The sequence below is a fragment of the Streptomyces tsukubensis genome (assembly GCF_003932715.1).
GTDB lineage: Bacteria > Actinomycetota > Actinomycetes > Streptomycetales > Streptomycetaceae > Streptomyces > Streptomyces tsukubensis.
In genome coordinates, this window is the sequence record NZ_CP020700.1 from 6,716,778 (window position 1) to 6,742,256 (window position 25,479).

The following is a 25,479-nucleotide window of genomic DNA, read 5'->3' on the forward strand; positions in this document are numbered from 1 at the left end:
CCGCCGAGGCCGGGGGCGTCCGCATGCCACTGCCGCCCGCCGGAAAACCGGATTCGACGGAGGGGGGAAACCGTCTACGGTGGGGTCCGGACGGCAAGTACGAGGGAGGAGCCGCACCGATGGCTACGGCGGAGGAGAAGGCTCTCCCCGAGGGGTTCGTCCCCGTGAACGAGGAGCACTGCCGGGTGTGCGGCTGGACCGACGGCGGTCTGATCTGGGTCGACGGCTACGGTACGCACGACGTCTGCCCCTGCTGCGGCTGCGAGGCGGGGCTCACCGATATGGGCTGGCCGGGGGACGGCCGGGCCCTGGAATCGGTCCGTTCCTACCGGGGTTACTGGGTGGGCCACGGTGCTGTCTGGGACCGGCCTTACCGCCGGCCCCGCGGCTGGGACCTGGTGGAACAGCTGGCGAGCATCCCGCCGCACTGGCGCTGAGCCGGGGGCACGCCTCGTGCCGAGGGGCCCGCACTCCATGCAGGAGTGCGGGCCCCTCGGCGTACCCAGGAGATGGAAGGGACCGCGGCGGCCGGACGACCGGGCCGCGGCTGCGCCCCCCTCAGGCCGGGAGGTGCCGCCTGCGGACCTGGACCACCGCACTGGTGTCGTACGGCGCCCCGCGGTCCCGCCCCTGCCGTACGGACCACCCCTCAGGGGTCCGTACGGCGGGTTCGGTGGGCCGCCCGGGGCACGGCCTGGGTGTGCGTGCCCCGGGCGGGATCCGTGGAGGGCATCCGGGCGGCGGCGGTGCCTGGGCGCGACAGGACAGGTGTCGGCACCGTCGCCGCCCGGAATTCCGGGGGCCGGACCGGCGGAGCGGAGCCGCCGGGCCGGGGTGGGGCCGGACCGGAGGCACTGCGGCCGCCGGTCCGGGCGGGGGTCAGACCGGCTGTCCGGAGAGGCGTTCGACGGACCGCAGCAGGGCCGAGTGGTCGAGCCCGCCGTCGCCCTGGGCGCTCAGGGAGCCGATCAGCTGGGCCACGACGGCACCCACCGGGAGCGCGGCGCCGACGCTACGGGCCGCGTCGGTGACGATCCCCATGTCCTTGTGGTGGAGGTCGATCCGGAAGCCGGGGCGGAAGTCCCGGGCGAGGAAGTTGTCCTTCTTACGGCTCAGCACGGTGGAACCGGCCAGTCCGCCGTTGAGGACGTCCAGCGCCGCGGCCAGGTCGACCCCCGACTTCTCCAGGAAGACCACGGCCTCCGCACAGGCCTGGATATTGACGGCCACGATGAGCTGGTTGGCCGCCTTCACGGTCTGGCCGGCGCCGTGCGGACCGCACCGTACGACGGTCTTCCCCAGCGCCTCGAACAGCGGCAGCGCGGCGTCGAAGTCGGCCCGGTCCCCGCCGACCATGATGGACAGCACCGCCTCGACGGCCCCGGCCTCGCCGCCGGAGACCGGCGCGTCCAGCACCCGCAGCCCCTTCTCCTTCGCCGCGGCGGCCAGTTCGACCGAGGTACGGGGGGTGATGGACGACATGTCGATCAGCAGGGCGCCGGGCCGGGCGTTCGCCAGGATTCCGTCCGGACCGTAGGCGACCGCCTCGACCTGCGGGGACGCCGGGACCATGGTGATGACGACGTCCGCGTCGCGTACGGCTTCCGCGACCGAGGCGGCGGCGCTGCCGCCTGCTGCGGTCAGCCGCTCCAGCTTGGCCTGCTCCAGTGTGTAGCCGGTGACCGCGTAGCCGGCCTTGAGCAGGTTCTCGGCCATGGGGGAGCCCATGATGCCGAGTCCTATCCAGGCCACCGAGGGCAGTGTGCTCATGAGGGTGTGCCTTTCTGGCAGCGGGACGGTGGTGCGTCCGGGGGTGCGGGGCGGGGAAGAGGTGCGGGTACGGCGCCCGGGGTACGGGCCGGGGCCGCGCCGGGGTCAGCGGGCGGCGCGGGCCTCCCGGGGCAGCCAGTCGAAGCTCGCCGCGCTCGGCCCGTCGCCCGGCTTGTACTCCAGGCCGACCCAGCCGTCGTATCCGGCGGCCGCCAGCCGGTCCAGCAGCTGCTCCAGGGGGAGCGAACCCGTCCCGGGGGCGCCCCGGCCCGGATTGTCGGCGATCTGCACATGGCCGATGCGGTCCGCGTACGCGTCGATCGCCGCGCCGATGTCCTCGCCGTTCATCGACAGGTGGTACACGTCGAGGAGGAACTCCGCGTTCGCCAGCCCCGTCGCGGCATTCACCTTGTCGGCCACCTCGACCGCCGCCGCGGCGGTGACCAGCGGATAGTCGGGGGACTCCGGCCGGTTGAGGGTTTCGACCAGCAGGGTCGCGCCGATCCCGTCGGCCGCCCGGGCCGCCGACGCCAGATTCTCCAGCGCCAGGGCGTCCTGGACCGAGGCGTCGACCCCGGGCACCCGGTTTCCGTACAGCGCGTTGAGCGCCCGGCAGCCCACGGAGGCCGCGAAACCGGCCGCCACCTCCACATTGGCGCGGAAACGCGCGGACTCCTCACCGGGGACGGACAGCGCACCCCGGTCCGGCCCCGGGAGCTGCCCGGCGTAGAAGTTCAGCCCCACGAGCCGGGTGCCCGCCTCGTCGAGCGCCCGCTTCAGCGCGTCGAGTTCGGCGGCGGGCGGTGTCGGGGTGTCGGGCCACGGCCACCACAGCTCGACCGCCGTGAAACCCGCGGCCGCGGCGGCCGCGGGGCGGTCGAGGAGCGGGAGCTCGGTGAAGAGGATCGACAGGTTCACATCGAATCGGTGGCCGGAGTAGCCCATCAGGCGCCGCGCCCCTTCCGTATGGTGGAAGTAAGTTTCTGCTCAATGGAAGCGTGCTGGTGGTGCCCGGGGCTTGTCAAGGGGGCTCGCACCTCCGGCCCGCGGGGGCCGCCCGGGTCGGCTAGGGTCGGCTCGCGGTGGCCGGACGGGCCGGGCCGCACGTCAGGGCAGGTGCGGCGGGGTGGGGAGAGTGCGCGGGATGCGGCTGAGAGTGGAGTTCACGACCGAACCCTTCGACCTGGACGAAGCGCCCCCGCATGCCGTGGTCGCCAGGGAGGTGATCCTCGGCGCCGAGCTGGATGCCGTGGACGTCGGGCCCTTCGGCAATACGGCGGAAGGGCGGGCCGAAGCGGTGCTCGGAGCCGTGGACGCCCTGCTGCGCCGTTCGCTGGAGGCCGGTGCGACGCGGATATCCCTCCAGGTGAACGTGGTGCCGGGGGAGGGGCGGTGAAGCCGCGGCCCGAGGCGCGCCCGCCCGCGGCCGCCGGACCTGCGGAGTCCGCGGCGGGCTCGGGCGCTTCGGACGCCGCGGGCGCCCAGGAGGTGCCGGGCGGCGCGGCCCCTTCCGGCGGTCCGGGTGCTTCGGGTGCTTCGGGTGTGGAGCATCCGCTGGCGCGGGCGGTCGGACCGCTCGTCGACGCCATGGGCGCCGAACTGGTCCGCCCCGAACTGGCCGGGCCCGACGATGTGGTGCTCGCCTGGGAGGGGCGCGATGTGCTCGCCGTCAGGCTGCCGCAGCTCTCCGACTCCCTCGACCGCATCCTGGCCGCGCTGGAACGCACCCACGGCATGCCGCTCGCTCAGCTCGACCGCAAGGAGAAGCAGCGGGTGGTACGGAATCTGGAGGCACGCGGAGCCTTCGCCGTCCGCCACGGCGTGGAGACCGTCGCGGGGGCGCTCGGGGTCAGCCGCTTCACCGTCTACAACTACCTCAACAGGGAGAACGCCTCCAGAGGTGGCTGATCCGGGCCCGGAGATCGGGTGAACACCGGCCGTCGTCCGAGTCTTCGGACGGCGGCCGCGGTATGCGTCGGGACGGTGAACGCACGGCGAACGAACTTTTCAACAAACTGTTGACCTTCCGTGGTGGAGCGCGTTAGCTATGCGCAGCCCGACCAGAAAATGCTGCGAGCAAGAGCACGGAGGTACCCGTGACATCGCGTCCACAGCGCCTTCCGGATCCCGGCGGAGCAACCGGCTCCCCGGGCGGACCCGCCCAAGTTCCCGAGGGCCTCAACCGGTTCAACTCCGCTTCTGAACAGGCCGCGAGCGCCGCACTCCACGAGGTCTGCGCCGTGAGGGCCTGGGGCAGCGCGATGCTCGCCCGCCGCCCGTACCCGACCGTCGGCGAACTGCTCGCCGCCGGCGACGCGGCCACGGCGGCACTGACGGCGGACGGCCTCGCCGAGGCGGTGGCGGGGCATCCGCCGATCGGCCGACCCCGCCCCGGCGATCCGGTCTCGGCGCGCGAACAGCGCGGTACGGCCGGGGCATCGGACGCACTCAAGGCCGAACTGCTGGAGCTGAACCTCGCCTACCAGGAGAAGTTCGGCCAGGTCTTTCTGATCTGCGCCACCGGACGCACCGGGGAGCAGCTCCGGGACGCGGCCCGGGACCGGATCGGCAACACGCCCGAGCGGGAACGGGAGATCGTCCGCACCGAGCTGGCCGGAATCAACCGGCTCCGGCTCGCCCGGCTCGTACAGCCGCAGCCGCCTTCGGACAGCTGACGGCAAGGCGCCGGAGCCCTGCCCCGGGCCCGTACCGCAGGCAGGACCGGAACGGGCGCATGACCCGGCCCCGACCGAGCGCGTTACCGGAGCGGGCCGGGCACCCGCCCCGGACCCGACGGACGGGCGGTGCCCGCCGCGGCCACCACCCCTGCCCGCCCGGCGGCCCGTCGGTCCAGCAGCCCATCGACGGCCTACCGGAACCTCCGAGGGAAGCGAAGGCGCATGAGTACGCAGACCACCGCGTCGGTGTCCACCCACATCCTGGACACCAGTGTCGGACGCCCCGCGGCGGGCGTCCCCGTCCGGCTGTCGGCCCGGTCCGCCGAACAGGGCCCGTGGACCGAGGTCGGCGCATCGGCCACCGACGCCGACGGCCGCTGCAAGGACCTCCCGGCACCGCCGGAGGGCACCATCCTCGTCCGCCTCGAATTCGGCACCGAGGAGTACTTCCTGACCGGCCGAGCCGAGTCGCAGCGGCACGCCCCCGAGCACCGGACCGGCGGCCCGGGCCCGGTGTTCTTCCCCGAGGTGGCGATCGTCTTCGCCGTCGAGGCGGGCGAGCACTACCACGTACCGCTGCTGCTCAACCCGTTCGGCTACTCCGTCTACCGAGGGAGCTAGCAATATGCCCGCCATTCTCGGCCAGAACCAGTACGGCAAAGCGGAGAACCGCGTGGTGCGGATCGTCCGGGACGGCGACACCCACCACATCAAGGACCTCAACGTCTCCATCGCCCTCAGCGGCGCCATGGACGAGGTCCACTACCACGGCTCCAATACCGGCGTCCTGCCGACCGACACCACCAAGAACACGGTGTACGCGTTCGCCAAGGAGCACGGCATAGCGTCCGCCGAGCAGTTCGGCATACATCTGGCCCGCCACTTCGTGACCTCCCAGGACACCATCCACCGGGCCCGGATCCGGATCGAGGAGTACGCCTGGGAGCGGATCCCGCTCCCGGGCGCCGACGCCCGCCCCGACCGCGCCACGGAGACCGGGCACTCCTTCGTCCGCACGAGGCAGGAGACCCGGCTGGCCCAGATCACCTACGACGGCGACCGCTGGCAGATCGTCTCCGGGCTCACCGACCTGACCGTGCTGAACTCCACCAACTCCGAGTTCCGGGGGTACGTCAAGGACGCGTACACCACCCTCAAGGAGGCGTACGACCGGATTCTGGCCACCGACGTCTCGGCCCGCTGGCGCCACAACTGGACCTCGGACGAACAGGGCATGCCGGACTGGGAGCAGTCGTACGCCCGGACCAAGCAGCATCTGCTGGAAGCCTTCGCCGAGACCTACTCCCTCTCGTTGCAGCAGACGCTCTACCAGATGGGTTCACGGGTGATCGACAGCCGGAGCGAGATCGACGAGATCCGCTTCTCACTCCCCAACAAGCACCATTTCCTGGTCGACCTCGAACCCTTCGGGCAGAAGAACGACAACGAGGTCTACCTCGCCGCCGACCGGCCCTACGGGCTGATCGAGGCGACCGTCCTGCGGGACGGTACCGAGGCCGCCATTCCGGTGGATCTGACCAACCTCTGAAACGGGGCGAGCATGACGGTTACGCGCATCGTCATCGAGAACTGCGCCGTCGCGACGGTCGACGCGCACGACACCGAACACGTGAGCGGCCACCTCGTCGTCACCGGCAACCGCATCGAATCCGTGGGCCCGGGACCGGCTCCCGAAGGGCTCACCGGCGCGGTCCGCCGGATCGACGGCACCGGCTGTCTCGCCACGCCCGGACTGGTCAACACCCACCACCACTTCTACCAGTGGCTCACCCGGGGACTGGCCACCGACCACAACCTCTTCGACTGGCTGGTCGCGCTCTATCCCACCTGGGCACGGATCGACGAGCCCATGGTCCGCGCCGCGGCGCAGGGGTCGCTGGCGATGATGGCCCTCGGCGGTGTCACCACGGCGATGGACCACCACTACGTCCACCCGCGCGGCGCCGGGGACCTCACCGGCGCCCTCGTCGGCGCCGCCCGCGAGATGGGTGTCCGCTTCACCCTGGCCCGCGGCTCCATGGACCGGGGCGCCTCGGACGGCGGGCTGCCGCCCGACTTCGCGGTGGAGACCCTGGACGGCGCCCTGGCCGCCACCGAAGAGGCGATCGACGCCCACCACGATCCGGCTCCGGACGCGATGACCAGGATCGCCGTCGCCCCCTGCTCGCCCTTCTCCGTCTCCACCGAACTGATGCGGCAGGGGGCCGAACTCGCCCGCCGCAAGGGCGTGCGGCTGCATACGCACGGTTCTGAGACCGTGGAGGAGGAACGGTTCTGTAAGGAGCTGTTCGGGATGGGGCCCACCGACTACTTCGCCTCGACCGGGTGGCTCGGCGAGGACGTGTGGATGGCCCACTGCGTCCATATGAACGACGCGGACATCGCCGCCTTCGCCCGCACCGGCACGGGGGTGGCGCACTGCCCCTCCTCCAACGCCCGCCTCGGCGCCGGAATCGCCCGGGTCCCCGACATGCTGGCCGCGAAGGTCCCCGTCGGTCTCGGTGTCGACGGGACCGCGTCCAACGAGTCCGGCGAGCTGCACACCGAACTCCGCAACGCGCTGCTGATCAACCGTCTCGGAGCCCACCGGGAAGCCGCACTGAACACACGTCAGGCGCTGCGGCTCGGCACCTACGGCGGCGCCCGGGTGCTGGGACGCCACCACGAGACCGGTTCGCTGGAACCGGGCAAACTCGCCGACCTGGTGCTGTGGCGGCTGGACACCCTCGCGCACGCCTCCATGGCCGATCCGGTGGCGGCGCTGGTCCTCGGCGCCCCGGCGCCCGTCGCACTCTCCCTCGTCGACGGCCGCCCCGTCGTCGAGGACGGCCGGCTGGTGACCGTGGACCAGGAGGCGGTCGCCCGTACCACCCGCGGGGAAGCCCGGCGCCTCGCGGAGATCGCCCGCTCCGGATAACCGGGCGGGTCCGTCCCGTACCGCCGTACGAGCCCGGCGGTCCCGGCCTGTTGGCCGCCGTACCACCCTCGTCCTCCCCTCGCTGCTCCTGCTCCTGTGCCTGCTTCCGTTACCGCCCGGGCCCGCCCGGCGGTCCTTCGCCGTACCCGTCCTCCCCTCCGCCCGGTCCGCTCCTGCGGATCCCCGCCCCCCCCACACACACCCATGAACTCATTCACCACCGCGAAGCCCCACGAGATGAACACCACTGCCGCACCAGTGCCGCACCACTCCGTTCCGCCTCCCTGACCTCCACGTCTCCGCCGACGTGCAACCGACCGGAGGAACCGCCGTGGCCGCCGAGCCCAGGTTTCACAGCGCGACAAGCGCCGACCGAGCAACGGACTCCCCAGCGGACGGGGCGAGCAAGCACCCCGTCGACGAGACCCTCCCGCCCGTCAAGCTCTTCACCAGCGGACTCCAGCACGTGGCCGCGATGTACGCGGGCGTGGTCGCACCGCCGATGATCGTCGGCCCCGCGGTCGGCCTCGGCGCCCAGGACACGGCGTTCCTGATGGGCGCGAGCCTGTTCACCGCGGGTATCGCGACGCTCCTCCAGACCATCGGCTTCTGGAAGATCGGGGCCAGGCTGCCGTTCGTCAACGGCGTCTCCTTCGCCGGAGTCACGCCCATGGTCGCCATCGGCCGGGACCGCGGCGAGGACGGCATCGCCGTCATCTTCGGCGCGATCATCGTCGCCGGGATCGTGGGCTTCCTCCTCACCCCTTACTTCTGCAAACTCGTCCGGTTCTTCCCCCCGGTGGTCACCGGCACCGTGATCACCCTGATCGGCCTCTCCCTGCTGCCCGTCGCCTTCCGCTGGGCCCAGGGCGGCAACCCCGCCGCCGCCGAATACGGTTCGATGCGGAACATCGGCATGGCCGCACTCACCCTCGCCGTCGTGCTGGCCCTGCGGAAACTGCTCCGCGGCTTCCTCCAGCAGATCGCGATCCTCCTCGGTCTGGCCGTGGGCACCCTCGTCGCCCTTCCGCTCGGGATGTCCTCCTTCGACGCCATCCGGGAAGCGGACGTCATCGGCTTCCCCACGCCCTTCCACTTCGGCGGCCCGCAGTTCGAGATCGCCGCCATCGTCTCCCTGTGCGTGGTGATGCTCGTCTGCATGACGGAGTCCACCGCCGACATGCTGGCGCTCGGCAGGATCGTCGACCGGCCCGCGGACGAGCGGACCATCGAGGGCGGACTGCGCGCCGACACCCTCGGCAGCGCCCTGAGCCCCCTCTTCAACGGCTTCATGTGCAGCGCCTTCGCCCAGAACGTGGGGCTGGTCGCCATGACCAAGGTGCGCAGCAGGTTCGTCGTCGCGGCCGCCGGCGGCATCCTGGTCCTGCTGGGGCTCTTCCCCGTCGCCGCGTCCGTCATCGCCCTGGTGCCGCTGCCGGTGCTCGGCGGGGCGGGCATCGCCCTCTTCGGCACGGTCGCGTCCAGCGGCATCCAGACGCTGGCCTCCGCCGCGCTGGAGAAGGGCGAGAACGCGCTGATCGTGGCCGCGGCCGTCGGCATCGGGCTGATACCGATCGCGGCGCCCGACTTCTACCACGCCTTCCCCGAGGATCTGCTGGTCGTCCTCGACTCCGGGATATCGACCGGGTGCATCGTGGCGATCGTGCTGAACCTCGCCTTCAACCACCTGGGGAGGAAGGACGGGAACGACGGCGGTACGGAGCCGGGGGAGGACCGGGAATGCTTCCCGCCGCTTGCGGAGACCGCGGCCGACCGGACACCCCGAGCTTCCGGTTCCGGTGCGGCGGCCGAGGCGGTGTGACCACAGGGCGCGCCCGGCGACGCAGGCTCCGTCTCCGGACCCGGTGTCAGACCCCCGTGCGATGCTCGGTGTTATGGAACTCGACCGGCTTTTCGTGGATCTGGACTCCGTGCGCTGGGCCGATGTCGAGCACGCCTACGGCGGCGCGGAGGACGTCCCCGGGCTGCTGCGGGCCCTCGCGGGCGGTGCCGATCAGGCGTCCGAGGCCCTGGACGAGCTGTGGGGCACAATCGTCCACCAGGAGACGGTCTTCGCGGCGAGCGCGGCCGCGGTCCCGTTCCTGGCCCGGCTGGCCGCCGCGGGGGTCCGCCCGGCCGAACTGCTCGCCCTGCTGGGCACGTTGGCCGCGGGAGCCGAAGAGCCGGGGGCGGGGGAGCCGGGCGCGTGCCGGGCAGCGGTCGCCGGGCAGTTGCCCCTGATCCTCCCGCTCACCGGCGCCGCGGACGCGCGAGTGCGCCGGGCCGCGGTCCGCACCGCCGGATGCACCGGGGACCCCGCCGCCCGGTCCGCGCTGAACGCCCGCCGCGCCGAGGAGAAGGACGCGGGGGTACGGGCCGAGCTGCTCGCCGCCCTCGCGGGCCTCGACCCCGCCGGGGGCGCCGCGGCGGCGGCCGGGGCCCTGGCGGACGGTGAGCCCGCGGAGGCCCGGCTGATCGCCCTGATGATCTGCGCCGAGACCGGTGTCCCCTGGACGGCGGAGCACCGGGAGACGCTGCTCTCCCTGCTGCCCGCCGGGCCCCTCGTCCGGGGCGGCGCCGACCCGGCCCGGGACGAACCGCTGCGCCATATCGTCGACACCCTGCTGGCCCGGGACACCGACACCGACCGCGAAGCGGCCTGCGCCCTGGTCGAGTCCGCACTCCTGCTGCCCGCGCCCGAGGCCCGCGCGGAGGCCCTGTGGGCCGCGGAGCACGCCTGTCTGGTGTCGCGCAGCGCCCCCGCCAGGCTGGCGCCCGCCGTGGTGCCGCTGCTCTCGGACGCCACCTTCGGCCGCAAGGAGGCGCTGCTCCCGGTGCTGGAGCTGCTCGGTGGCCACGCCGAGGCGGCCGCGCCCGCCCTCGCGGCGTTCGTCGCCGACGACGGCGAATCCGCGGACCGCGCGCTGGAGGTGCTCGCCCGGCTCGACCCCCGCCAGGCGGCCCGGCTCCTCGCCCGCCGTCTGCGGGCCCGTTCACCCCTGTCCGGCGGTGGGACCGCGGCGCTCGCCGGGCCCGGCGGCCCCGGATCCTGGCCCGACGGCTCCCTGCCGTACGACCCCGAACTGCTCAACGCCCTCCGGATCGAACTCGACGCCCTGGCGGAGGCGGCGGATCCGGGTGCGGGCGCGCCGGAGCGGTTCACCGCGCTGCTGGAGTCCTGGGGCCCCCGGGCGTCCGCCGCGCTGCCCGAACTGACGGTGCTCTGCGAGCGGTCCCCGGCGCTGTTCGCCGCGGCACTGTCCGCCGTCTGCCCGCCGGACCGCCGCGCACGGACGGCGGACCTGCTGCGCCCGGCGGCCGGTGCGGGCCCGATCCGGGACCGGTTCGCGGCGGCCGACGCGCTGTACACCCTGACCGGGGAGACCGGACCGCTGGTGGGGGCGCTGGCCGAGGGGCTGCGGTCCGGTCCGACGCCCGGAGGGGAGGACGGTGCGGCGGCGGAACCGGCAGGGCCTTTGGGGAATCGGCGGCGGTCCGGGCTGGTGGGGCGTCCGTCCGGCGGCCCGATCGGCATCCGGACGGCCGGTGCCGTCCCCGGCGGACCGGGGGAGCACGGGCCGGCCGGGGAGCCGGTTGCGGAGCTGCCCCGGGAGATCGTCCTGGCGAAGGCGGCCGCCCTCGGCCGGGCCGCGCTTCCGCTGGTGCCGCGGGTCCGGGGCGTCCTGGCTACCGAGGGCCGGCGGTCCCCGGAAGGCCTCGCCGAGCGGATCCGGGCGGCCGTCACGCTCTGGCGGCTCACCGGCGATCCCGCCGAGCCGCTGACGGTCCTGGCCGGGATCCTCGCCGAGGCCGCCGACGGCCCGGTCCACCGGCCGGAGCCGGTCCGGGACTGCGCCCGGGCCCTCGCCGAACTGGGCCCGGCGGCCCGTCCGGTGGCCCCGGCTCTCGTCGCGCTCCTCGACCGCCCCGAGCAGGTGCCCGCCGCGGTCTTCGCCCTCGCGGCCGCAGGCGCCGCCCCGGCCGGGGCGGCGGCCCTGGTCCTCGACTGTGCCGAGCGCGATACGGATCCCGTGAGCTGTCTGGACGCCCTGGAGACCCTCGGCCCCGACGCCCTGACCCCGGAGGAGGCGGACCGGCTGGAAACCCTGGCCGAACGGGACCGCCGGGTCCGGCTCCCCGGCCCGTCGCCCCGGCTCAGCGTCCGGTCGGACCAGCGGATACGCCTCCGGGCCCGGGCCCTGCTTGCGGGCCGCACGGACGGCACCTGACCCGCGCCGGGCACCGGTCGGCCACTCCGGGGCTGCTATGACGCCCGGTGGTCCGGGTGCGGCGTCCGCCGCCCGGGGCGTGGCCGGTGGTGGTGCGGTCGGCGGAGGGTGGCCTGCCGCAGATGAAGCGGCCGACGGATGCGCACGGACCGCCCGGCGGTCGACGACGCCCCGATGCGCGGCACGATCGAAGCCTGTTGACACCGGGCGTCCCGTGCCGGGATGCGGTTTCGGCGGTACGACCCGGTCGGACGGGTGGTCCCGGACAGTACCGAGTCATGCCGTCCCGGTCGGGCGGGTGCCGCAGCGGCGGGTGCGGCCCGCCTGCGTCATGGGTCACCGGGCCGCACAGGCCCTCAGGCCGCCGTGCCCGCGCTCCAGTCCGGGTCGCGTCCGCTGAGGCCGACGACCTGCTCCAGCAGGGGCGCGTCCCCCGCCACCGGGACCGCGGGGCCGAAGATCGTGCCGCGCATCGGGTCGTCGTCGCCCGTCGCGGCCAGGAAGGCGTACGACACCCGCAGGCCCGCCTCCGGCGGGTCGTACGGCTGTCCGGTGGCCCGGGCGAGATCCCAGCCGTGGACGATCAGCTCGTTCAGGGCGACCCGTCCCGCCACCGCGGCGGGCAGGGTGACGCCCCCGGCCTGGGTCGTGCCCTCCCAGGCCTCCGACCCGGCCCACACCTCGCCCAGTTCGGCGAGCCGGTCCGGCAGCGCCGTCCGCCAGTCCGGGTCCAGCACCGGCAGGGCGCTGTCCGGCGCGGTGTCCGTCGTCGCCCCCAGTCTCTTGAGCCCGGTGTCCCGGAAGGTCGTCGCCAGCCCGACGAGATGCCCGAGCAGCTCCCGGACCGCATAGTCGGGGCAGGGCGTCGGCTCCCCGAGCCGCCCGTCCGCCACCCCGTCGAGCAGACGGACCACGGCGTCGGCGGCAGGCCTGAGATCGGGCCGGGGGGCCGCAGCGTCCGGCGACTGGTTCTGTACGGTTGATTCCATGCACGGATGACTCCCCGGCCGGGCGGAACTCATCGCCGCACCTCCGGCAGATGCCCCCGGATGCCACCCGCCGCCCCGGCGCGCCGGCCGCCACGGGCCGGGCCCGACCGGAACCGGCGCCCGCCGCCGGACACGGCCCAGGGCCGTCCGCGCGGTCCGCCGGAAGCCGTGCCACCCGGCGCCCCACCGGGCCGGAGCCCTCGCGCGCATAGCACCGGCCCACCGGCACAGCGCAGCCGACCCCCACCCCACAGCCAAGAAAACATAGGCTAGCCTTACCTAAGTAAATCTGCCCGGGTGTGGTCACGGGCGTGACGACAACGGTTCGGGCGGAGGGGCGTGGTGGGGGATACAAGGCTGTCGCGGCGCTCCGTACTGGCGCGCGCCGTCACCGGTCAGAAGCGCGATCTCGGCATCGCCGGGGCCGTCGGCGCAGCACACCAGGCCGGGGAGGCACTCGTCCCCGTCCTCATCGGCCTCGTGATCGACCGAGGCGTAGCCGAGGGCGACCGCACCGGACTCCTCATCGGCCTCGCCGTCCTCGCCGCCGTCTACACCGCACTCTCCTTCGGCTTCCGCTACGGCGCCCGGGCCGGGGAGCGCGCCGCCGAGAATGCCGCGCACACCCTCCGTACCGACCTCACCGCCCGGGTCCTCGCACCCGAAGGCGGTGCCGACACCGGAAAGCTCCCCGGCGAGCTGACGAACATCGCCACCGAGGACGCCAAACGCGTGGGCGGCGCACTCATGGCCCTGGTCATCGGCTTCTGGGCGCTCACCGGACTGGTCGTCAGCGCGGTCGTCCTGCTGAAGATCTCCCTGCTCCTCGGTCTCGTCGTCCTCGTCGGCACCCCGCTGCTGCTGGCGGCGGGCCATCTGCTGAGCAAACCGCTGGAGGCGCGCAGCGCCGCCGAACAGGAGCGGGCCGCCCACGCCTCCGGGGTGGCCGCCGATCTGGTCGCCGGGCTCCGGGTGCTCAAGGGCATCGGCGCCGAACCCGCCGCCGTCGACCGCTACCGGCACACCAGCCGCGCCTCCCTCACCGCGACCCTGTCCGCGGCCCGGGCCCAGGCCGCCCAGAACGGCATGGTCCTCGCCCTGACCGGGGTGTTCATCGCCCTGGTCGCCCTCGTCGGCGGCCGGCTCGCCGCCCGCGGCGACATCACCCTCGGCGAACTCGTCTCCGCCGCCGGCCTCGCGCTCTTCCTCATCGGACCGCTCTCCCTCTTCTCCTACGTCAACGCCGAACTCGCCCAGGCTCGCGCCTCCGCGGCCCGGATCGCGTCCGTGCTCGACGCCCCCGGCGCCGTCACCCCCGGCGGATCGGCACCCGCCGAACCCGTCCGCGGCGGGGTCCGGCTCCGCGGACTGTCCTACGGCAGCCTCGACGGCTTCGAACTGGACCTGCCGCCCGGTGCCTTCACCGGCATCGTGGCCACCGACCCGGCCGACGCCGAGGCGCTGCTCGGTGCCCTCGCCCGCAGGCGGGACCCCGAGCACGGTTCCGCCGAACTCGACGGGGTGCCGTTCCCCGGCCTGGACCCCGACGCCCTGCGCGCCGCCGTACTCGTCGCCCCGCACGAGGCCGACCTCTTCGCGGGCACCCTCGCCGCCAATGTCGCCGCCGCCGTTCCCCGCGCCGGTGCCGACACCGGTCCCGCACTGGCCGCGTCGGCCGCCGACGAAGTCGTCCGGACGCTGCCCCGCGGAGCGGAGACCGAGATCTCGGAGGGCGGCCGTTCCCTCTCCGGCGGCCAGCGCCAGCGCGTCGCCCTGGCCCGGGCGCTCGCCGCCGACCCGCCCGTACTCGTTCTGCACGACCCGGTGAACGCGGTCGACTCGGTCACCGAGACCCGGATCGCCACCGGTGTCCGGGCGCTGCGCCGGGGCCGTACGACCGTGATCGTGACCACCAGCCCGGCGCTGCTCGCGGCCGCCGACGCCGTGGTCCTGGTGGAACGGGGCCGGGTGACGGCCACGGCTCCCCATGCCGAACTGGTCCTGACCAGCCCCGCCTACCGGGAAGCGGTGCTCTCGTGAACCCCTCCGCCGACGACGGAAGCATGCCCGCGGAGCCCGGAACGGCCCCCGGCACCGGCACCGACAGCGTCACCGGCAGCGTCACCGGCTCCGGCACCGACGAGGACGCGGCCCGGGACCTGCTGCCCGTCGCGTCGCCCGCCCGTACCCGTACCGCCGTCCGCGAACTCCTCCGCCCCCACCGCGGGCTCGCCGCGGCCGGACTCGCCGTACTGACCGCCGCCACCGCCGTCGGACTGGCCACCCAGCCGCTCATCGGCCGCATCGTCGACATCGCCGCCGGGAACCGGGCCGCCGACGCGCTGACCACGGTCGTCCTGCTGCTCGTCGCCGTCGCCCTGGTCCAGGGCCTGGCCACCGCCGCCGGGCTCGGACTGGTGGCCCGGCTCGGCGAGACCGTCCTCGCCCAACTGCGGGAACGTTTCATCGAACGTGCGCTGGGGCTTCCGCTGGAGCGGGTCGAGCGGGCCGGTTCCGGTGATCTGACGGCCCGGGTCACCGGAGACGTCTCCGTCGTCGCGGAGGCCGTAAGCCGGGCACTGCCCGAGTTCGTCCGCTCCGTCCTCGCCATCGTCCTGACCCTGGGCGCCCTGGCGATCCTCGACCGGCGGTTCCTGCTCGCCGCGCTGATCGCCGTGCCCTTCCAGGCGCTGACCGCCCGCTGGTACCTGCGCCGCGCGGCCCCGCTCTACGCCCGGCAGCGCATCGCGGGCGGCACCCAGCAGCAGCAGCTCCTCGACACCGTGCGGGGCGCGGCCACCGTGCGGGCCTTCCGGCTGGAGCGCGAGCACACCGCCAAGGTCACCGAGCGCTCCCGGTCGCTGGTCGCCGTGACGATGCGGGGCGTCGATCTCGTCCTCGGCTTCTACGGCAGGCTGCACTTCGCGGAGTTCGCCGGGCTCGCGGCCGTGCTCGTCACCGGATACGTGCTGGTACGGGACGGCTCGGCGTCCGTCGGTACGGCGACCGCCGCCGCCCTCTACTTCCACAGCCTCTTCACGCCGATCAACGCGGCGCTGGTACTCCTCGACGACGCCCAGTCCGCGCTGTCGGGCCTCGCCCGGATCGTCGGCGTCGCCGACCAGCCGCCGCCGGACGAGCGCCCGCAGCGGACCGCGGCGCCGGTCCCCGCCCCGCGCGACGCGTCCGTCACGGTCGCCGGGCTCGGCCATGCGTACGAGAACGGGCATCCCGTCCTCCACGGCGTCGATCTCACGATCCTGCCCGGCGAGCGCGTGGCCCTCGTCGGGGCCAGCGGCGCCGGGAAGACCACCCTCGCCAAACTGATCGCCGGTATCCACCGGCCCGTCTCCGGAAGCGTCACCGTCGGCGGTACGCCCCTGGCCGCGCTGCCGCCCGCCGAACTCCGCCGGACCGTCGCCCTCGTCTCCCAGGAGACCCATGTCTTCGCCGGACCCCTCGCCGACGACCTGCGGCTGGCCCGCCCGGACGCCACCGACGGCGAACTGAGGGACGCTCTCGACCGGGTATCCGCCCTCACCTGGGCCGATTCGCTGCCCGACGGTCTCGCGACCGTCGTCGGTGACGGCGGCCACCGGATCGACGGCGCCCGGGTCCAGGCCCTGGCCCTCGCCCGGCTGATCCTGGCCGACCCGCCCGTGGTCGTCCTCGACGAGGCCACCGCCGAGGCCGGCAGCGCCGGTGCGCGCGGCCTGGAGAAGGCGGTGCTCCGCGCGGTCGAGGGACGTACGGCACTGATCGTGGCCCACCGGCTGACCCAGGCCGCGACCGCCGACCGGATCGTCGTCATGGACGCCGGACGGATCGTCGAATCCGGCACCCACGACGCACTCCGCGCCGCCCGGGGCCCGTACGCGGCCCTGTGGGACGCCTGGTCCCGTACCCGCGAACCGGACCGCTGACACCGGGCCCCCGCCCGTACCGCCGACCGCAGCGGAACCCCCGATCCCGCACCACGCGCACCACCCGCAGTACCCGCTGAACCAGAAGGAAACCCTCATGGCCCGCTCCCCGAGGACCGCCCGGATCACCGCCGCGGTCTCCTCCGCCCTGCTGCTCCTGACCGCCGCCACCGCCTGCGGCACCGACTCCGGCGGCTCCGGCAGCTCCGGCGGCACAACGGAGAAGAACACCGGCGCCGAGGGCGGCGGTTCCGGAACCTTCCCCGTCACCCTCGACCACAAGTACGGCAGCACCACCGTCCCGTCCGAGCCGAAGCGCATCGTCACCATCGGCTTCACCGACCAGGACGCCCTCCTCGCCGTCGGCAAGGTCCCCGTCGCATCGACGGACTGGCTGGGCGCCCACAAGGGCACCATCGGCCCCTGGGCCAAGGACGAACTGGGCAGCGGCAAGCTCCCCGTCACCCTCAAGAACACCGGCACCGGACCCCAGGTCGAGAAGATCGCCGCCCTGAAGCCCGATCTGATCCTCGCGGTCTACGGCGGGCTGACCAAGGACCAGTACACGGCGCTGTCGAAGTTCGCGCCGGTCGTGGCCCAGCCGAAGAAGTACAACGACTGGGGCGTGCCGTGGCAGGAGCAGACCAAGATCGTCGGCACCGCCGTCGGCCGCCCCGCCGAGGCGGCCCAGGCCGTCGCCGCGACCGAGAAGAAGATCGCCTCGCTGGTGAAGCCCGAATTCAAGGGGAAGACCGCGGTCATCGGCACCCCGTTCGAAGGCATCTTCGTCTGGGGCAGCCAGGACACCCGCTCCCGGCTGCTGACCGGCCTCGGCTTCCGGCTCCCGGCCGGCCTCGACAAGGTGATCGGTGACCAGTTCGGCGCCAACATCAGCAAGGAGCGCACGGACCTCCTCGACCACGACGCCATGGTGTGGATGGTGAAGGACGTCGCCAAGGACTCCGCCGAGCTCCGCAAGGACCCCTCGTACGGCGATCTGAAGGTCGTCGGGGAGGGCCGCGAGATCTATGTCCAGGAGTCGAGCGACTACGGCTACGCCATGTCCTTCGGCACCGTGCTCAGCCTGCCGTACGTGGTCGAGCGCCTCGCCCCCCAGCTGACCGCCGCCCTCGACGGCAAGCCGGAGACCCCGGTCCGCCAGCCCGCGTCCTGACGAACCGTCCCCGAGTGCAGAGCGACCGGCGACCCCGGAGAAGGAGACAACCGGTGCATCCGGCGACCCCGGAGAAGACCACGGACCCCGCGGCGGCGTCCGGCCCGGCCGGCCCCGCCCGGCGGACCCGGGGCCTGCTGCTGGTGGCGGGCGCGACGGCCCTGCTGCTCGCCCTGATCGCCGTATCCCTGCTGTACGGCGCTCTGGACATACCCCCGGCCGAGGTCTGGCGCACCCTGCTGGGCGATCCGCCCAATGCCCGGGTGGAGAACGCCGTCCGGTCCGTCCGGGTCCCGCGCACCGCACTCGGCGTCGCCGCCGGGGCGGCCCTCGGACTCGCCGGGGCACTGATGCAGGCCCTGACCCGCAACCCCCTCGCCGACCCCGGACTGCTCGGGGTCGGTGCGGGTGCCGCGTTCGCGATCGTCGTCGCGGTCGGGGTTTTCGGCCTGGGCTCGGCGTACGGGTACATCTGGTTCGCCTTCGCCGGGGCGCTCGCGGCCAGTCTGCTGGTGTACGTGATGGGCGGGCTCGGCCGGTCCGGCTCCACCCCGGTGAAGCTCGCCCTGTCCGGGGTCGCCGTCACCTCCTTCCTGGGCTCGCTGACCAGCGCGATCGCGCTGACCTCCCCGGACGCGCTCGACCGCTTCCGGTTCTGGTCCGCCGGAACCCTGGCCAACCAGTCCGGTGACGACCTGCTGCGGATCCTGCCGTTCCTCGCCGTCGGTGCGCTGATCGCGTTCGCCCTCGCCCCGTCCCTGAACGGTCTCGCTCTCGGCGACGACGTCGCGACCTCCCTCGGGCTGCGCACCGGCCGGATCCGTACCCTCGGCGTGGCCTCCGTGACCCTCCTGGTCGGGGCGGCCGTGGCCGTCGTCGGTCCCATCGTCTTCGTCGGGCTCGTCGTCCCCCATGCCGTACGGGTCCTGCTCCAGTACGCCGGGATCGGCCCCGACCAGCGCTGGCTGCTACCCCTCTCCGCACTGCTCGCCCCGGTCCTGCTGCTCGCCGCGGACGTGGCGGGACGGCTGCTGGCCCGGCCCGCCGAGATCCAGGCGGGCATCCTCGTCGCCTTCGTCGGCGGACCCCTGTTCATTGTGATGGTCCGCCGCCGACGACTCGCGGAGCTGTGAACCCATGACCGACCTCCTCACCCGCCGCGGTGAACCGCCGGCCGCCGCGCCCGGCCCTCGGCGCCGCGGCGACCGGCTGCCGTTCCGGCTCGCCGCGCCGCCCGTCTCCGGCATCCTGCGGCCCCGGCTCACGGCCGTCTCCGCGGGCCTCGCCGCCGCCGTCTTCGCCGTCTTCTGCTGGGGTATGACCGCCGGGGACGTCCCGATCGCCGTTGCCGACGTGGTCCGCGCCCTGTTCGGCCACGGAGAGCCCGGCAACCGGCTCATCGTCATCGAGCTACGGCTCCCCAGGGCACTGGCCGGGCTCCTCGTCGGCTGCGCCTTCGGCCTGGCCGGGGCCCTCTTCCAGACCCTCACCCGCAATCCGCTCGCCAGCCCCGACATGATCGGCATCACCCAGGGCGCGGGCACGGCGGTCGTCGCGGGACTCGTCCTCGGCGTCGGAAGCGGCCTCGGCACCCAGCTCCTCGGCCTGCTCGGCGGGCTCGTCACGGCCGCGCTGGTCTATCTGCTGGCCTGGCGGCGGGGCGCGACCGGCTACCGGATCATCCTCGTCGGCATCGGTATCGCGTGGATCTGCACCAGCATCACCGACTTCCTGATGGCCCGCGGCGCACGGCACGAGGCGCAGGCGGCGCTGGGCTGGCTGGTCGGCAACCTCAACGGCCGCGACTGGCCGCAGATCACTCCGCTGCTGTGGGCGCTGGCCGTGCTGGTGCCCGCGGCCCTGCTGCTCGGCCGTCAGCTGCGGGATCTCCAGCTCGGCGACGACGTGGCGCGCGGTCTCGGCATCCGGGTCCAGTGGGTCCGGGTCGCCGCGCTGCTCACCGGGGTGGGACTGGCCGCGTTCGGCGCTGCTGCCGCCGGTCCGGTCGCCTTCGTCGCCCTCGCCGCCCCGCAGATCGCGCAGCGCCTCGCCCGTACGGCCTGGCCGCCGCTGATCGCTTCGGGCCTCGCCGGGGCCCTCATGGTCCTCGTATCCGATCTCGTCGCCCGCAGGCTGATCGGCGGCACCGAACTTCCCGTGGGTGTCGTCACCGGGGTGCTCGGCGCACCGGTACTGCTGTGGCTGCTCGTCCGCGCCAACCGCGCGGGTTCAGGAGGCTGAACACATGTCAGAGAAATCCGCCACCGCACCGGACCGCGCCGCGGCTGCCGCACCTGACCCGGCTGCCGCACCGGTCCCGGACTCGGCACCGGCCCCGGCCGGGGGACTCCGCGCCGACGGTCTGCGGCTGGCGTACGACGACCGGGTCGTCGTCGACGGACTCGACGTCTCCTTCCCGGCCGGCCGGATCACCGCCATCGTCGGGGCCAACGCCTGCGGCAAATCGACCCTGCTGCGGGCGCTCGCCCGGCTGCTGACCCCCCGGACCGGCACGGTCACCCTCGACGGGCGCTCCGTGCACTCCATCCCCACCCGGGAACTCGCCCGCAGCCTCGGCATCCTCCCGCAGACGCCCGTCGCCCCCGAGGGCCTGACCGTCGTCGACCTCGTCGGCCGCGGCCGTTCGCCCCACCAGACCTGGTGGCGCCAGTGGTCACCGGCGGACGAACGCGCCGTACGCGATGCCCTGCACGCCACCGGGATGACCGAACTGGCCGACCGCCCCGTCGACGAACTCTCCGGCGGTCAGCGGCAGCGCGCGTGGATCGCGATGGCCGTCGCCCAGGAGACCCCGGTGCTGCTTCTCGACGAGCCGACGACCTATCTCGACCTGGCCCACCAGATCGACGTCCTCGACCTGGTCACCGATCTCAACCGGACCGAGAACCGGACGGTCGTGATGGTCCTGCACGACCTCAACCAGGCGTGCCGTTACGCCGACCATGTCGTCGCCCTGAAGTCCGGCCGTCTCGTCGCCGAGGGCCGCCCGGCGGACGTCATCACCGAACCGCTGGTGGAGGAAGTCTTCGGCCTGCGGTGCAGGATCGCGGAGGACCCGGTCAGCGGCACCCCGATGGTCGTCCCCCTCAGCCGCCACACCCCGGTGGCGCGGCCGATGATGCAGGACTGACCGAACGCCCCCACGAGGGCTCCGGGTCAGGCCGGGCCGAGGACGCAGAACTCGTTGCCCTCCGGATCGGCCAGCACCTGCCACGGAAATTCCTTCGGGCCCGGATCCGGGGCCGTCGCGCCGACGCTCTTCAGCCGCGCCACGCCCGCCGCCTGCCCGGCGGAGTCGAAGGGGTGGGCCGCGAGGTCGAGATGGAGGCGGTGCCGCGTCTCCCGCAGATGCGGTGTGCGCACGAACTCCAGAAACGGGCCCGCGCCGTGGGCGGAGCGCAGCAGGGCACGTTCGCCGGTCGCCTCGTGCGCGGTCCAGTCCACCGCTCCGCCCCAGAACCGGGCCATGGCCCGCGGATCCGCGCAGTCGACGACAACCGCGGCGATCGGCCCGGTGTCCCGGTAGGACTCCCGGGGCTCCGGGACGCAGAACACATTGCCCTCCGGATCGGCCAGGACCGTCCGGGAGGGTTCGCCGGGGCCCGCGTCGGCGGACGTCGCACCGAGTTCCTTCAGCCGTGCGACCAGCTCCGCGTGCCGGGCGGCGGAGGTCGTGGCGAGTTCGAGGTGTGCGCGGTACTCCACGACCGCGGGGTCCGGAACGGCGATGAAGTCGATACGGACCGCACCGGGGTCCGGCCAGGCGGGCCCCATCGGCTTGACGGTGGTCGCACCGGGCTCCGTACCGGAAACGCTCCAGCCGAGCGCTTCCGCCCAGAAGCGGGCCAGCGCCGCGTCGTCCCGGGCCTTGATGTTCATCTGGAAGAGGTGCAGCGCCATGCCGCCGACCCTACCTCCAGAAGACGAACCCCCGGCCGGAGCGCCCGGATCGGGGACCGCAGCGGGGGCCCGGCCCGGGAGGCCTGCCACCCGGTCAGACCCGACTCGGGGGCCCGACTCCGCTCCTCCAAGGCCCGGTTGCCCGCATCGCCGGGCAGGGCAAGGGGCTTGCTGTCGCGCCCGGGTGCGGGGATATTGGTCTGGCTGGTCTGGACCAATAGGGGTCTTCGGGCCCCGTCGTTCCCCCCCCAACCGTCCGTCCCCACCCGGCACCCCCCACCCCCACTTCGACGCTTTCGCCAGCGGAGGCCCGATCGTGCACCGTCCCCCCACTCACGGCATCCCCCGCAACACGACCCGCACCGCGCTGCTCGGCGCGGCCGCCGCCCTGCTCCTCCTCACCGGCTGCTCGGACCCCGGCGAGAAGAAGGACACCGAACCCCCCACCACCCCCACCGGTCTCACCGCCCAGGCGGGCAGCGCCACTTCCGTCCATGTCATGTGGCAGCCCGCCAAGGACGACAGGGCCGTCAACGGCTACGAGGTCTACGAGAAGGACCGCAAGGTCAAGACCGTGGCGGGCGACCGGACCATGGTCGACATCGACGGACTCAGCCCGTCGACGGCGTACACCTTCAGCGTCCGCGCCCGGGACGCCGCGGGCAATCTGTCGGAGGCCACCGCGGCGGTCCCCGTCACCACCCCCGCCCCCACCCCGGACGACAGGAAGGCCCCGACCACCCCCGCCGCGCTGCGCGGCACCGTCGACGGCGGCCGGGCGGTCACCCTCAACTGGCGGGCCGCCAGCGACAATCTGAAGGTGACGGCGTACGACGTCTACCAGGAGGACACCCGGATCCACAGCGTCTCCGGCACCGAGACCACCGCACGGGTCCCTGGCCTGCGCCCCGGCACGGTCTACACCTTCACCGTGCGGGCCCGGGACGCCGGGGAGAACTCCTCACCGGACAGCAACGCCGTGGATCTGACGACACCCGCCGCGGCCGGGAAGGGCCCCGCCACCGCACCCACCGGACTCACCGTCACCGCCCGCAAGGGCAGCGTGGATCTGACCTGGCTGCCCCCGAAGGCCGAAGGCGAGATTGCGAGCCACGAGCTGTATCTCAACGGCAAGCTGGCCACCACGATCGTCTGGGGCGGCGAGCCGCCCGCCGGAAAGGCGACGTACACCATGACCGTCACCGACCCGCCGGGCACCCGCTACAGCGTCAAGCTCCGGGCCAAGCTCCCCGACGGGAAGTGGGGCGACTTCTCCGCCCAGCGGACGGTGGTCATCCAGTAGGCCGGGCGTGCGCCCGGTCCCGGCCGGCTCCGCAGCCGACCGGGACCGGAACCGCCCGCCTCAGTCGCCGCGGGCCGCGCTCTGCCGGCGCGCCGTCACCAGCAGGGCCGTACCCGCCAGGACTGCCGTGCCCGCAAGACCTCCGACCCCGACCAGCGCCATCGTGCGCGAACCCGTGTCGGCCAGCGCCGCGCTCTTCGCCGCGCCCGTCGCGGTGCCGCTCGCCGCCTCGCGGATCTGCCGGGTCACCACATCGGGGTGCGACATCATCGACACGTGCGACGAGTCGATCTCGACGGTCTTCGATCCGGCCCGCTTCGCCTGCCACCGCTCCAGATCGGGTGCGATCGCCTTGTCGTGCTTGGAGACGACGAACCACGAGGGGACCGTCCGCCAGGCCGCCCCGGGTGCGGCCTCCTCGAAGCAGGCCTGCGCGATCGGCCGCTGTTCGACGGCCATGAGCTTCGTCTGCGATACGGGCAGGTCGGCGGCGAAGACGCTGTGGAACTTGTCCGTCTTGATGTACAGATCGGTGCCCTTGCGGACGCCGTCCGAGTACGGGACCGGGTTGAGCGCCGGCTGCAGTTCGCTGCCCTGGAACTTGGCCGCCAGGGTCCCCAGGTTCTCCCCCTTGTCGGGCATGAACGCCGACACGTACACCAGCGCCCTCACGTTCGGGTTGCCGGCCGCCGCGCTGCCGATCACCGCACCGCCGTAGGAGTGCCCCGCGAGGACGAGCGGCCCGTCGATGCTCTTCAGCACGCTGGCGATGTACGCGGAGTCGGAGACGAGTCCGCGCAGCGGGTTGGCCGGTGCCACGACCTTGTACCCGTGGTCCGTCAGCTCCTCGGCGACCGCGTTCCAGCCGGAGGCGTCCGCGAACGCGCCGTGCACCAGCACCACCGTCGGCTTGACGCCCTTCGGGTCGGTCTCTTCGGCGGCGGGCAGTGCGGCCGCCGCCGCGGGCGCGGCGGAGAGCGCCGCCGCGGACAGGGCGAGGGTGAGTGCCAGGGCCCGGGATATCCGGCGGCGGGAGGGGGACGCGGGGGAGGGGGACACAGCCATGGTCGGTTCTCGATTCGTTCGGAGGGGGGCTGTCGTCCTCAGCGTTTTCGCCCGCGGGGGCGAGCGCACGCTCCGGCGCGCCGGGAGAGTGACGGCCCCGACCGTCCGGGTGACGGCCCCGCCCGGAATCGTGTGGCGGTACGCCTCACCCCGGCGGGGTCACCGCGCCTCCGGCTCCTCGGGAGTGCGCTGTCCCCCGAAGGCACCCGCCGCGTCCGCGCCGCGCCACCACGCCGCCAGCGCGGCATCGTCGAGGGTCCGCCAGTCGGGGGCCCCGGTGACCAGGGCGGCGCCCAGGCTGCGCCCCAGGTCGACCATGGTGCGGCCCAGCGACTCGCGGGCGGAGTCGTAGGCGCGGAGCGCGTCCGGCAGGGCACCCCCGTCCCGGAGCGCCGACTCCAGCAGGGTCGCGTCCTGGAGCGCCTTCACCGCGCCCGCCCCGGTGTGCGGGCGGGCCACCGTCGCCGCGTCGCCGATGAGGGCGATCCGGCCCGTGGCGCCGGGCGACGCGATGGCGTCGTACATCGGCTGGACGAAGAGTTCACCGGGCTCGGTCAGGTCGATCACCTGCCGCCAGAACGGCGGGAAGTGTTCGGCCGTCAGGGCGGCGAGATGCTCCCGCAGTACGGTGCCGACCCGGCCCGGCGGCACGCTGCTCGGCGCGGAGCCCGGCAGGTCGAGCCCGGCGAACCCGGCCGCCGGGGCGGAGAACGGCAGATCCGCGTCGGCCGGCGGGGCGGTGTAGAGCACCCAGTTGACGCGGGGGCCGCCCCGCTCGCCGGGGATCCGGTAGAGCACGACGTGACCGCCCGGGAAGACCACGTACGCGGCCGCGGCCGGATCCCATCGCGCTGCGTCGGGCAGCCGCTCCTCCGGATAGGCGCCGCGCCAGGCGAGATAGCCCGCGTAGGCGGGGCGCCCGCCGGGGCCGACCGCCGCCCGGACCACCGAGCGGTAGCCGTCGGCGCCCACGATCAGGTCGTACGGTTCCACGGCACCACCGGCGGTGGTGAGGAGCGCGGCGTCGGGCGTCTCGGCGGCGGCGGTGACGGCGCTGCCGGTACGGAAGCGGACGGTGCCGGGCACCCGGGCGCGCAGCCCGCGCCAGAGCGGCCCCCAGTTGTACGTACGGAAATCGAAGGCTTCGGTACGGATCCGGCGCCCCAGGGGGTCGGCCGGACCGTCGCCGGGAGCGCGTACGTACCAGTGGCGGCCGTGGAGCCTGAGGTGTGCCATGGCCGGGTCGAGGTACCCGGCCGCCGCCAGCTCCCGGTAGCGGCCCTCGTGGACCGCGACACCGACGCCCCGGGCGGACAGTTCACCCGTGGTGCGTTCGTGGACGGTGATGTCGTGGTGGCCCGTGCGATGGAGGGCGAGCGCGGCCGCGCAGCCCGCGATGCTGCCGCCGACGACGGCGACGCGTGTTCCCGGCATGGGCTCATGATGGCAGCAGGCCGTCCCGGCGCGGACGGTCCCGGCGCGGGCACCC

22 protein-coding genes are annotated in these 25,479 nt (G+C 73.9%); 16 read left to right on the forward strand and 6 right to left on the reverse strand.

Annotated features, from left to right (window positions below):
- Nucleotides 1-119: 119 nt before the first annotated feature.
- Nucleotides 120-437 carry a hypothetical protein gene (locus B7R87_RS27900; RefSeq protein ID WP_006345676.1) on the forward strand — a complete coding sequence of 106 codons (318 nt, stop codon included), beginning with the start codon at nt 120-122 and terminating at the stop codon, nt 435-437.
- Nucleotides 438-879: 442 nt separating this feature from the next.
- Here B7R87_RS27900 and B7R87_RS27905 read toward each other — a convergent pair whose 3' ends face one another.
- Together B7R87_RS27905 and B7R87_RS27910 are read right to left on the reverse strand one after the other, a co-directional pair.
- A complete protein-coding gene (locus tag B7R87_RS27905) occupies nt 880-1,770 on the reverse strand; it encodes a 2-hydroxy-3-oxopropionate reductase (RefSeq protein WP_006345675.1) in 891 nt (296 codons plus the stop codon).
- 105 nt (nt 1,771-1,875) lie between these two features.
- A complete protein-coding gene (locus tag B7R87_RS27910; protein WP_006345674.1) occupies nt 1,876-2,715 on the reverse strand; it encodes a TIM barrel protein in 840 nt (279 codons plus the stop codon).
- 199 nt (nt 2,716-2,914) lie between these two features.
- Between B7R87_RS27910 and B7R87_RS27915 the strand changes: the two genes are divergently transcribed.
- From B7R87_RS27915 to B7R87_RS27950, 8 genes are all read left to right on the forward strand, one after another.
- The gene (locus B7R87_RS27915) at nt 2,915-3,166 is read left to right on the forward strand and encodes a hypothetical protein (RefSeq protein WP_006345673.1); all 252 of its coding nucleotides are present in this window, start codon (nt 2,915-2,917) and stop codon (nt 3,164-3,166) included.
- Nucleotides 3,167-3,357: 191 nt separating this feature from the next.
- Nucleotides 3,358-3,678: a helix-turn-helix domain-containing protein gene (locus B7R87_RS27920; protein ID WP_045852784.1), complete on the forward strand. Its 321-nt coding sequence runs from the start codon at nt 3,358-3,360 to the stop codon at nt 3,676-3,678.
- A 188-nt stretch (nt 3,679-3,866) separates the two neighbouring features.
- A complete protein-coding gene (gene uraD, locus B7R87_RS27925) occupies nt 3,867-4,445 on the forward strand; it encodes a 2-oxo-4-hydroxy-4-carboxy-5-ureidoimidazoline decarboxylase (protein WP_040913539.1) in 579 nt (192 codons plus the stop codon).
- A 225-nt stretch (nt 4,446-4,670) separates the two neighbouring features.
- Nucleotides 4,671-5,069, forward strand: coding sequence for a hydroxyisourate hydrolase (uraH, locus tag B7R87_RS27930; protein ID WP_006345670.1), 399 nt, complete (start codon nt 4,671-4,673; stop codon nt 5,067-5,069).
- 4 nt (nt 5,070-5,073) lie between these two features.
- Nucleotides 5,074-5,997, forward strand: coding sequence for a factor-independent urate hydroxylase (gene pucL / locus B7R87_RS27935; RefSeq protein ID WP_006345669.1), 924 nt, complete (start codon nt 5,074-5,076; stop codon nt 5,995-5,997).
- A 12-nt stretch (nt 5,998-6,009) separates the two neighbouring features.
- Nucleotides 6,010-7,386 carry an 8-oxoguanine deaminase gene (locus B7R87_RS27940; protein WP_006345668.1) on the forward strand — a complete coding sequence of 459 codons (1,377 nt, stop codon included), beginning with the start codon at nt 6,010-6,012 and terminating at the stop codon, nt 7,384-7,386.
- Nucleotides 7,387-7,717: 331 nt separating this feature from the next.
- On the forward strand, nt 7,718-9,208 hold the full coding sequence (locus B7R87_RS27945; RefSeq protein WP_006345667.1) for a nucleobase:cation symporter-2 family protein: 1,491 nt from the start codon (nt 7,718-7,720) through the stop codon (nt 9,206-9,208).
- Between the two features lie 73 nt (nt 9,209-9,281).
- On the forward strand, nt 9,282-11,615 hold the full coding sequence (locus B7R87_RS27950; protein ID WP_130584709.1) for a serine/threonine-protein kinase: 2,334 nt from the start codon (nt 9,282-9,284) through the stop codon (nt 11,613-11,615).
- 356 nt (nt 11,616-11,971) lie between these two features.
- On the opposite strand, the gene B7R87_RS27955 is transcribed toward B7R87_RS27950, so the two are convergent.
- A complete protein-coding gene (locus tag B7R87_RS27955; protein ID WP_006345663.1) occupies nt 11,972-12,604 on the reverse strand; it encodes a TIGR03086 family metal-binding protein in 633 nt (210 codons plus the stop codon).
- Between the two features lie 342 nt (nt 12,605-12,946).
- Here B7R87_RS27955 and B7R87_RS27960 point away from each other — a divergent pair, with 342 nt between their 5' ends.
- The 6 genes from B7R87_RS27960 to B7R87_RS27985 all read left to right on the forward strand — a co-directional run bounded on the left by B7R87_RS27960 (nt 12,947) and on the right by B7R87_RS27985 (nt 20,852).
- Entirely contained in the window at nt 12,947-14,644 is a 1,698-nt protein-coding gene (locus B7R87_RS27960) for an ABC transporter transmembrane domain-containing protein (RefSeq protein WP_006345662.1), read from the forward strand.
- Between the two features lie 23 nt (nt 14,645-14,667).
- Nucleotides 14,668-16,527, forward strand: a complete 1,860-nt coding sequence (locus B7R87_RS27965; protein WP_078902060.1) for an ABC transporter ATP-binding protein — start codon at nt 14,668-14,670, stop codon at nt 16,525-16,527.
- Nucleotides 16,528-16,624: 97 nt separating this feature from the next.
- Nucleotides 16,625-17,701, forward strand: a complete 1,077-nt coding sequence (locus B7R87_RS27970) for an ABC transporter substrate-binding protein (RefSeq protein ID WP_006345660.1) — start codon at nt 16,625-16,627, stop codon at nt 17,699-17,701.
- Between the two features lie 134 nt (nt 17,702-17,835).
- Nucleotides 17,836-18,834: a FecCD family ABC transporter permease gene (locus tag B7R87_RS27975; protein WP_040913529.1), complete on the forward strand. Its 999-nt coding sequence runs from the start codon at nt 17,836-17,838 to the stop codon at nt 18,832-18,834.
- A 4-nt stretch (nt 18,835-18,838) separates the two neighbouring features.
- Nucleotides 18,839-19,942 carry a FecCD family ABC transporter permease gene (locus tag B7R87_RS27980; protein ID WP_130584710.1) on the forward strand — a complete coding sequence of 368 codons (1,104 nt, stop codon included), beginning with the start codon at nt 18,839-18,841 and terminating at the stop codon, nt 19,940-19,942.
- A gap of 4 nt (nt 19,943-19,946) precedes the next feature.
- Nucleotides 19,947-20,852, forward strand: coding sequence for an ABC transporter ATP-binding protein (locus tag B7R87_RS27985; RefSeq protein ID WP_006345657.1), 906 nt, complete (start codon nt 19,947-19,949; stop codon nt 20,850-20,852).
- Nucleotides 20,853-20,878: 26 nt separating this feature from the next.
- On the opposite strand, the gene B7R87_RS27990 is transcribed toward B7R87_RS27985, so the two are convergent.
- Nucleotides 20,879-21,622, reverse strand: coding sequence for a VOC family protein (locus tag B7R87_RS27990; protein WP_006345656.1), 744 nt, complete (start codon nt 21,620-21,622; stop codon nt 20,879-20,881).
- A 316-nt stretch (nt 21,623-21,938) separates the two neighbouring features.
- Here B7R87_RS27990 and B7R87_RS27995 point away from each other — a divergent pair, with 316 nt between their 5' ends.
- A complete protein-coding gene (locus B7R87_RS27995) occupies nt 21,939-22,925 on the forward strand; it encodes a fibronectin type III domain-containing protein (RefSeq protein ID WP_006345655.1) in 987 nt (328 codons plus the stop codon).
- 60 nt (nt 22,926-22,985) lie between these two features.
- On the opposite strand, the gene B7R87_RS28000 is transcribed toward B7R87_RS27995, so the two are convergent.
- Entirely contained in the window at nt 22,986-23,990 is a 1,005-nt protein-coding gene (locus tag B7R87_RS28000) for an alpha/beta fold hydrolase (RefSeq protein ID WP_040913516.1), read from the reverse strand.
- Between the two features lie 159 nt (nt 23,991-24,149).
- The gene (locus B7R87_RS28005; RefSeq protein WP_006345653.1) at nt 24,150-25,424 is read right to left on the reverse strand and encodes an FAD-dependent monooxygenase; all 1,275 of its coding nucleotides are present in this window, start codon (nt 25,422-25,424) and stop codon (nt 24,150-24,152) included.
- Nucleotides 25,425-25,479 lie beyond the last annotated feature (55 nt).

Coding starts and splice junctions, on each gene's coding strand:
- B7R87_RS27900 (WP_006345676.1), top strand. CDS start 120: ATGGCTACGGCGGAGGAGAAGGCTCTCCCCGAGGGGTTCGTCCCCGTG.
- B7R87_RS27905 (WP_006345675.1), bottom strand. CDS start 1,770: ATGAGCACACTGCCCTCGGTGGCCTGGATAGGACTCGGCATCATGGGC.
- B7R87_RS27940 (WP_006345668.1), top strand. CDS start 6,010: ATGACGGTTACGCGCATCGTCATCGAGAACTGCGCCGTCGCGACGGTC.
- B7R87_RS27955 (WP_006345663.1), bottom strand. CDS start 12,604: ATGGAATCAACCGTACAGAACCAGTCGCCGGACGCTGCGGCCCCCCGG.
- B7R87_RS27950 (WP_130584709.1), top strand. CDS start 9,282: ATGGAACTCGACCGGCTTTTCGTGGATCTGGACTCCGTGCGCTGGGCC.
- B7R87_RS28000 (WP_040913516.1), bottom strand. CDS start 23,990: ATGGCTGTGTCCCCCTCCCCCGCGTCCCCCTCCCGCCGCCGGATATCC.
- B7R87_RS27985 (WP_006345657.1), top strand. CDS start 19,947: ATGTCAGAGAAATCCGCCACCGCACCGGACCGCGCCGCGGCTGCCGCA.
- B7R87_RS27990 (WP_006345656.1), bottom strand. CDS start 21,622: ATGGCGCTGCACCTCTTCCAGATGAACATCAAGGCCCGGGACGACGCG.
- B7R87_RS27910 (WP_006345674.1), bottom strand. CDS start 2,715: ATGGGCTACTCCGGCCACCGATTCGATGTGAACCTGTCGATCCTCTTC.
- B7R87_RS27920 (WP_045852784.1), top strand. CDS start 3,358: ATGGGCGCCGAACTGGTCCGCCCCGAACTGGCCGGGCCCGACGATGTG.
- B7R87_RS27965 (WP_078902060.1), top strand. CDS start 14,668: ATGCCCGCGGAGCCCGGAACGGCCCCCGGCACCGGCACCGACAGCGTC.
- B7R87_RS27915 (WP_006345673.1), top strand. CDS start 2,915: ATGCGGCTGAGAGTGGAGTTCACGACCGAACCCTTCGACCTGGACGAA.
- B7R87_RS27970 (WP_006345660.1), top strand. CDS start 16,625: ATGGCCCGCTCCCCGAGGACCGCCCGGATCACCGCCGCGGTCTCCTCC.
- B7R87_RS28005 (WP_006345653.1), bottom strand. CDS start 25,424: ATGCCGGGAACACGCGTCGCCGTCGTCGGCGGCAGCATCGCGGGCTGC.
- uraH (WP_006345670.1), top strand. CDS start 4,671: ATGAGTACGCAGACCACCGCGTCGGTGTCCACCCACATCCTGGACACC.
- pucL (WP_006345669.1), top strand. CDS start 5,074: ATGCCCGCCATTCTCGGCCAGAACCAGTACGGCAAAGCGGAGAACCGC.
- B7R87_RS27980 (WP_130584710.1), top strand. CDS start 18,839: ATGACCGACCTCCTCACCCGCCGCGGTGAACCGCCGGCCGCCGCGCCC.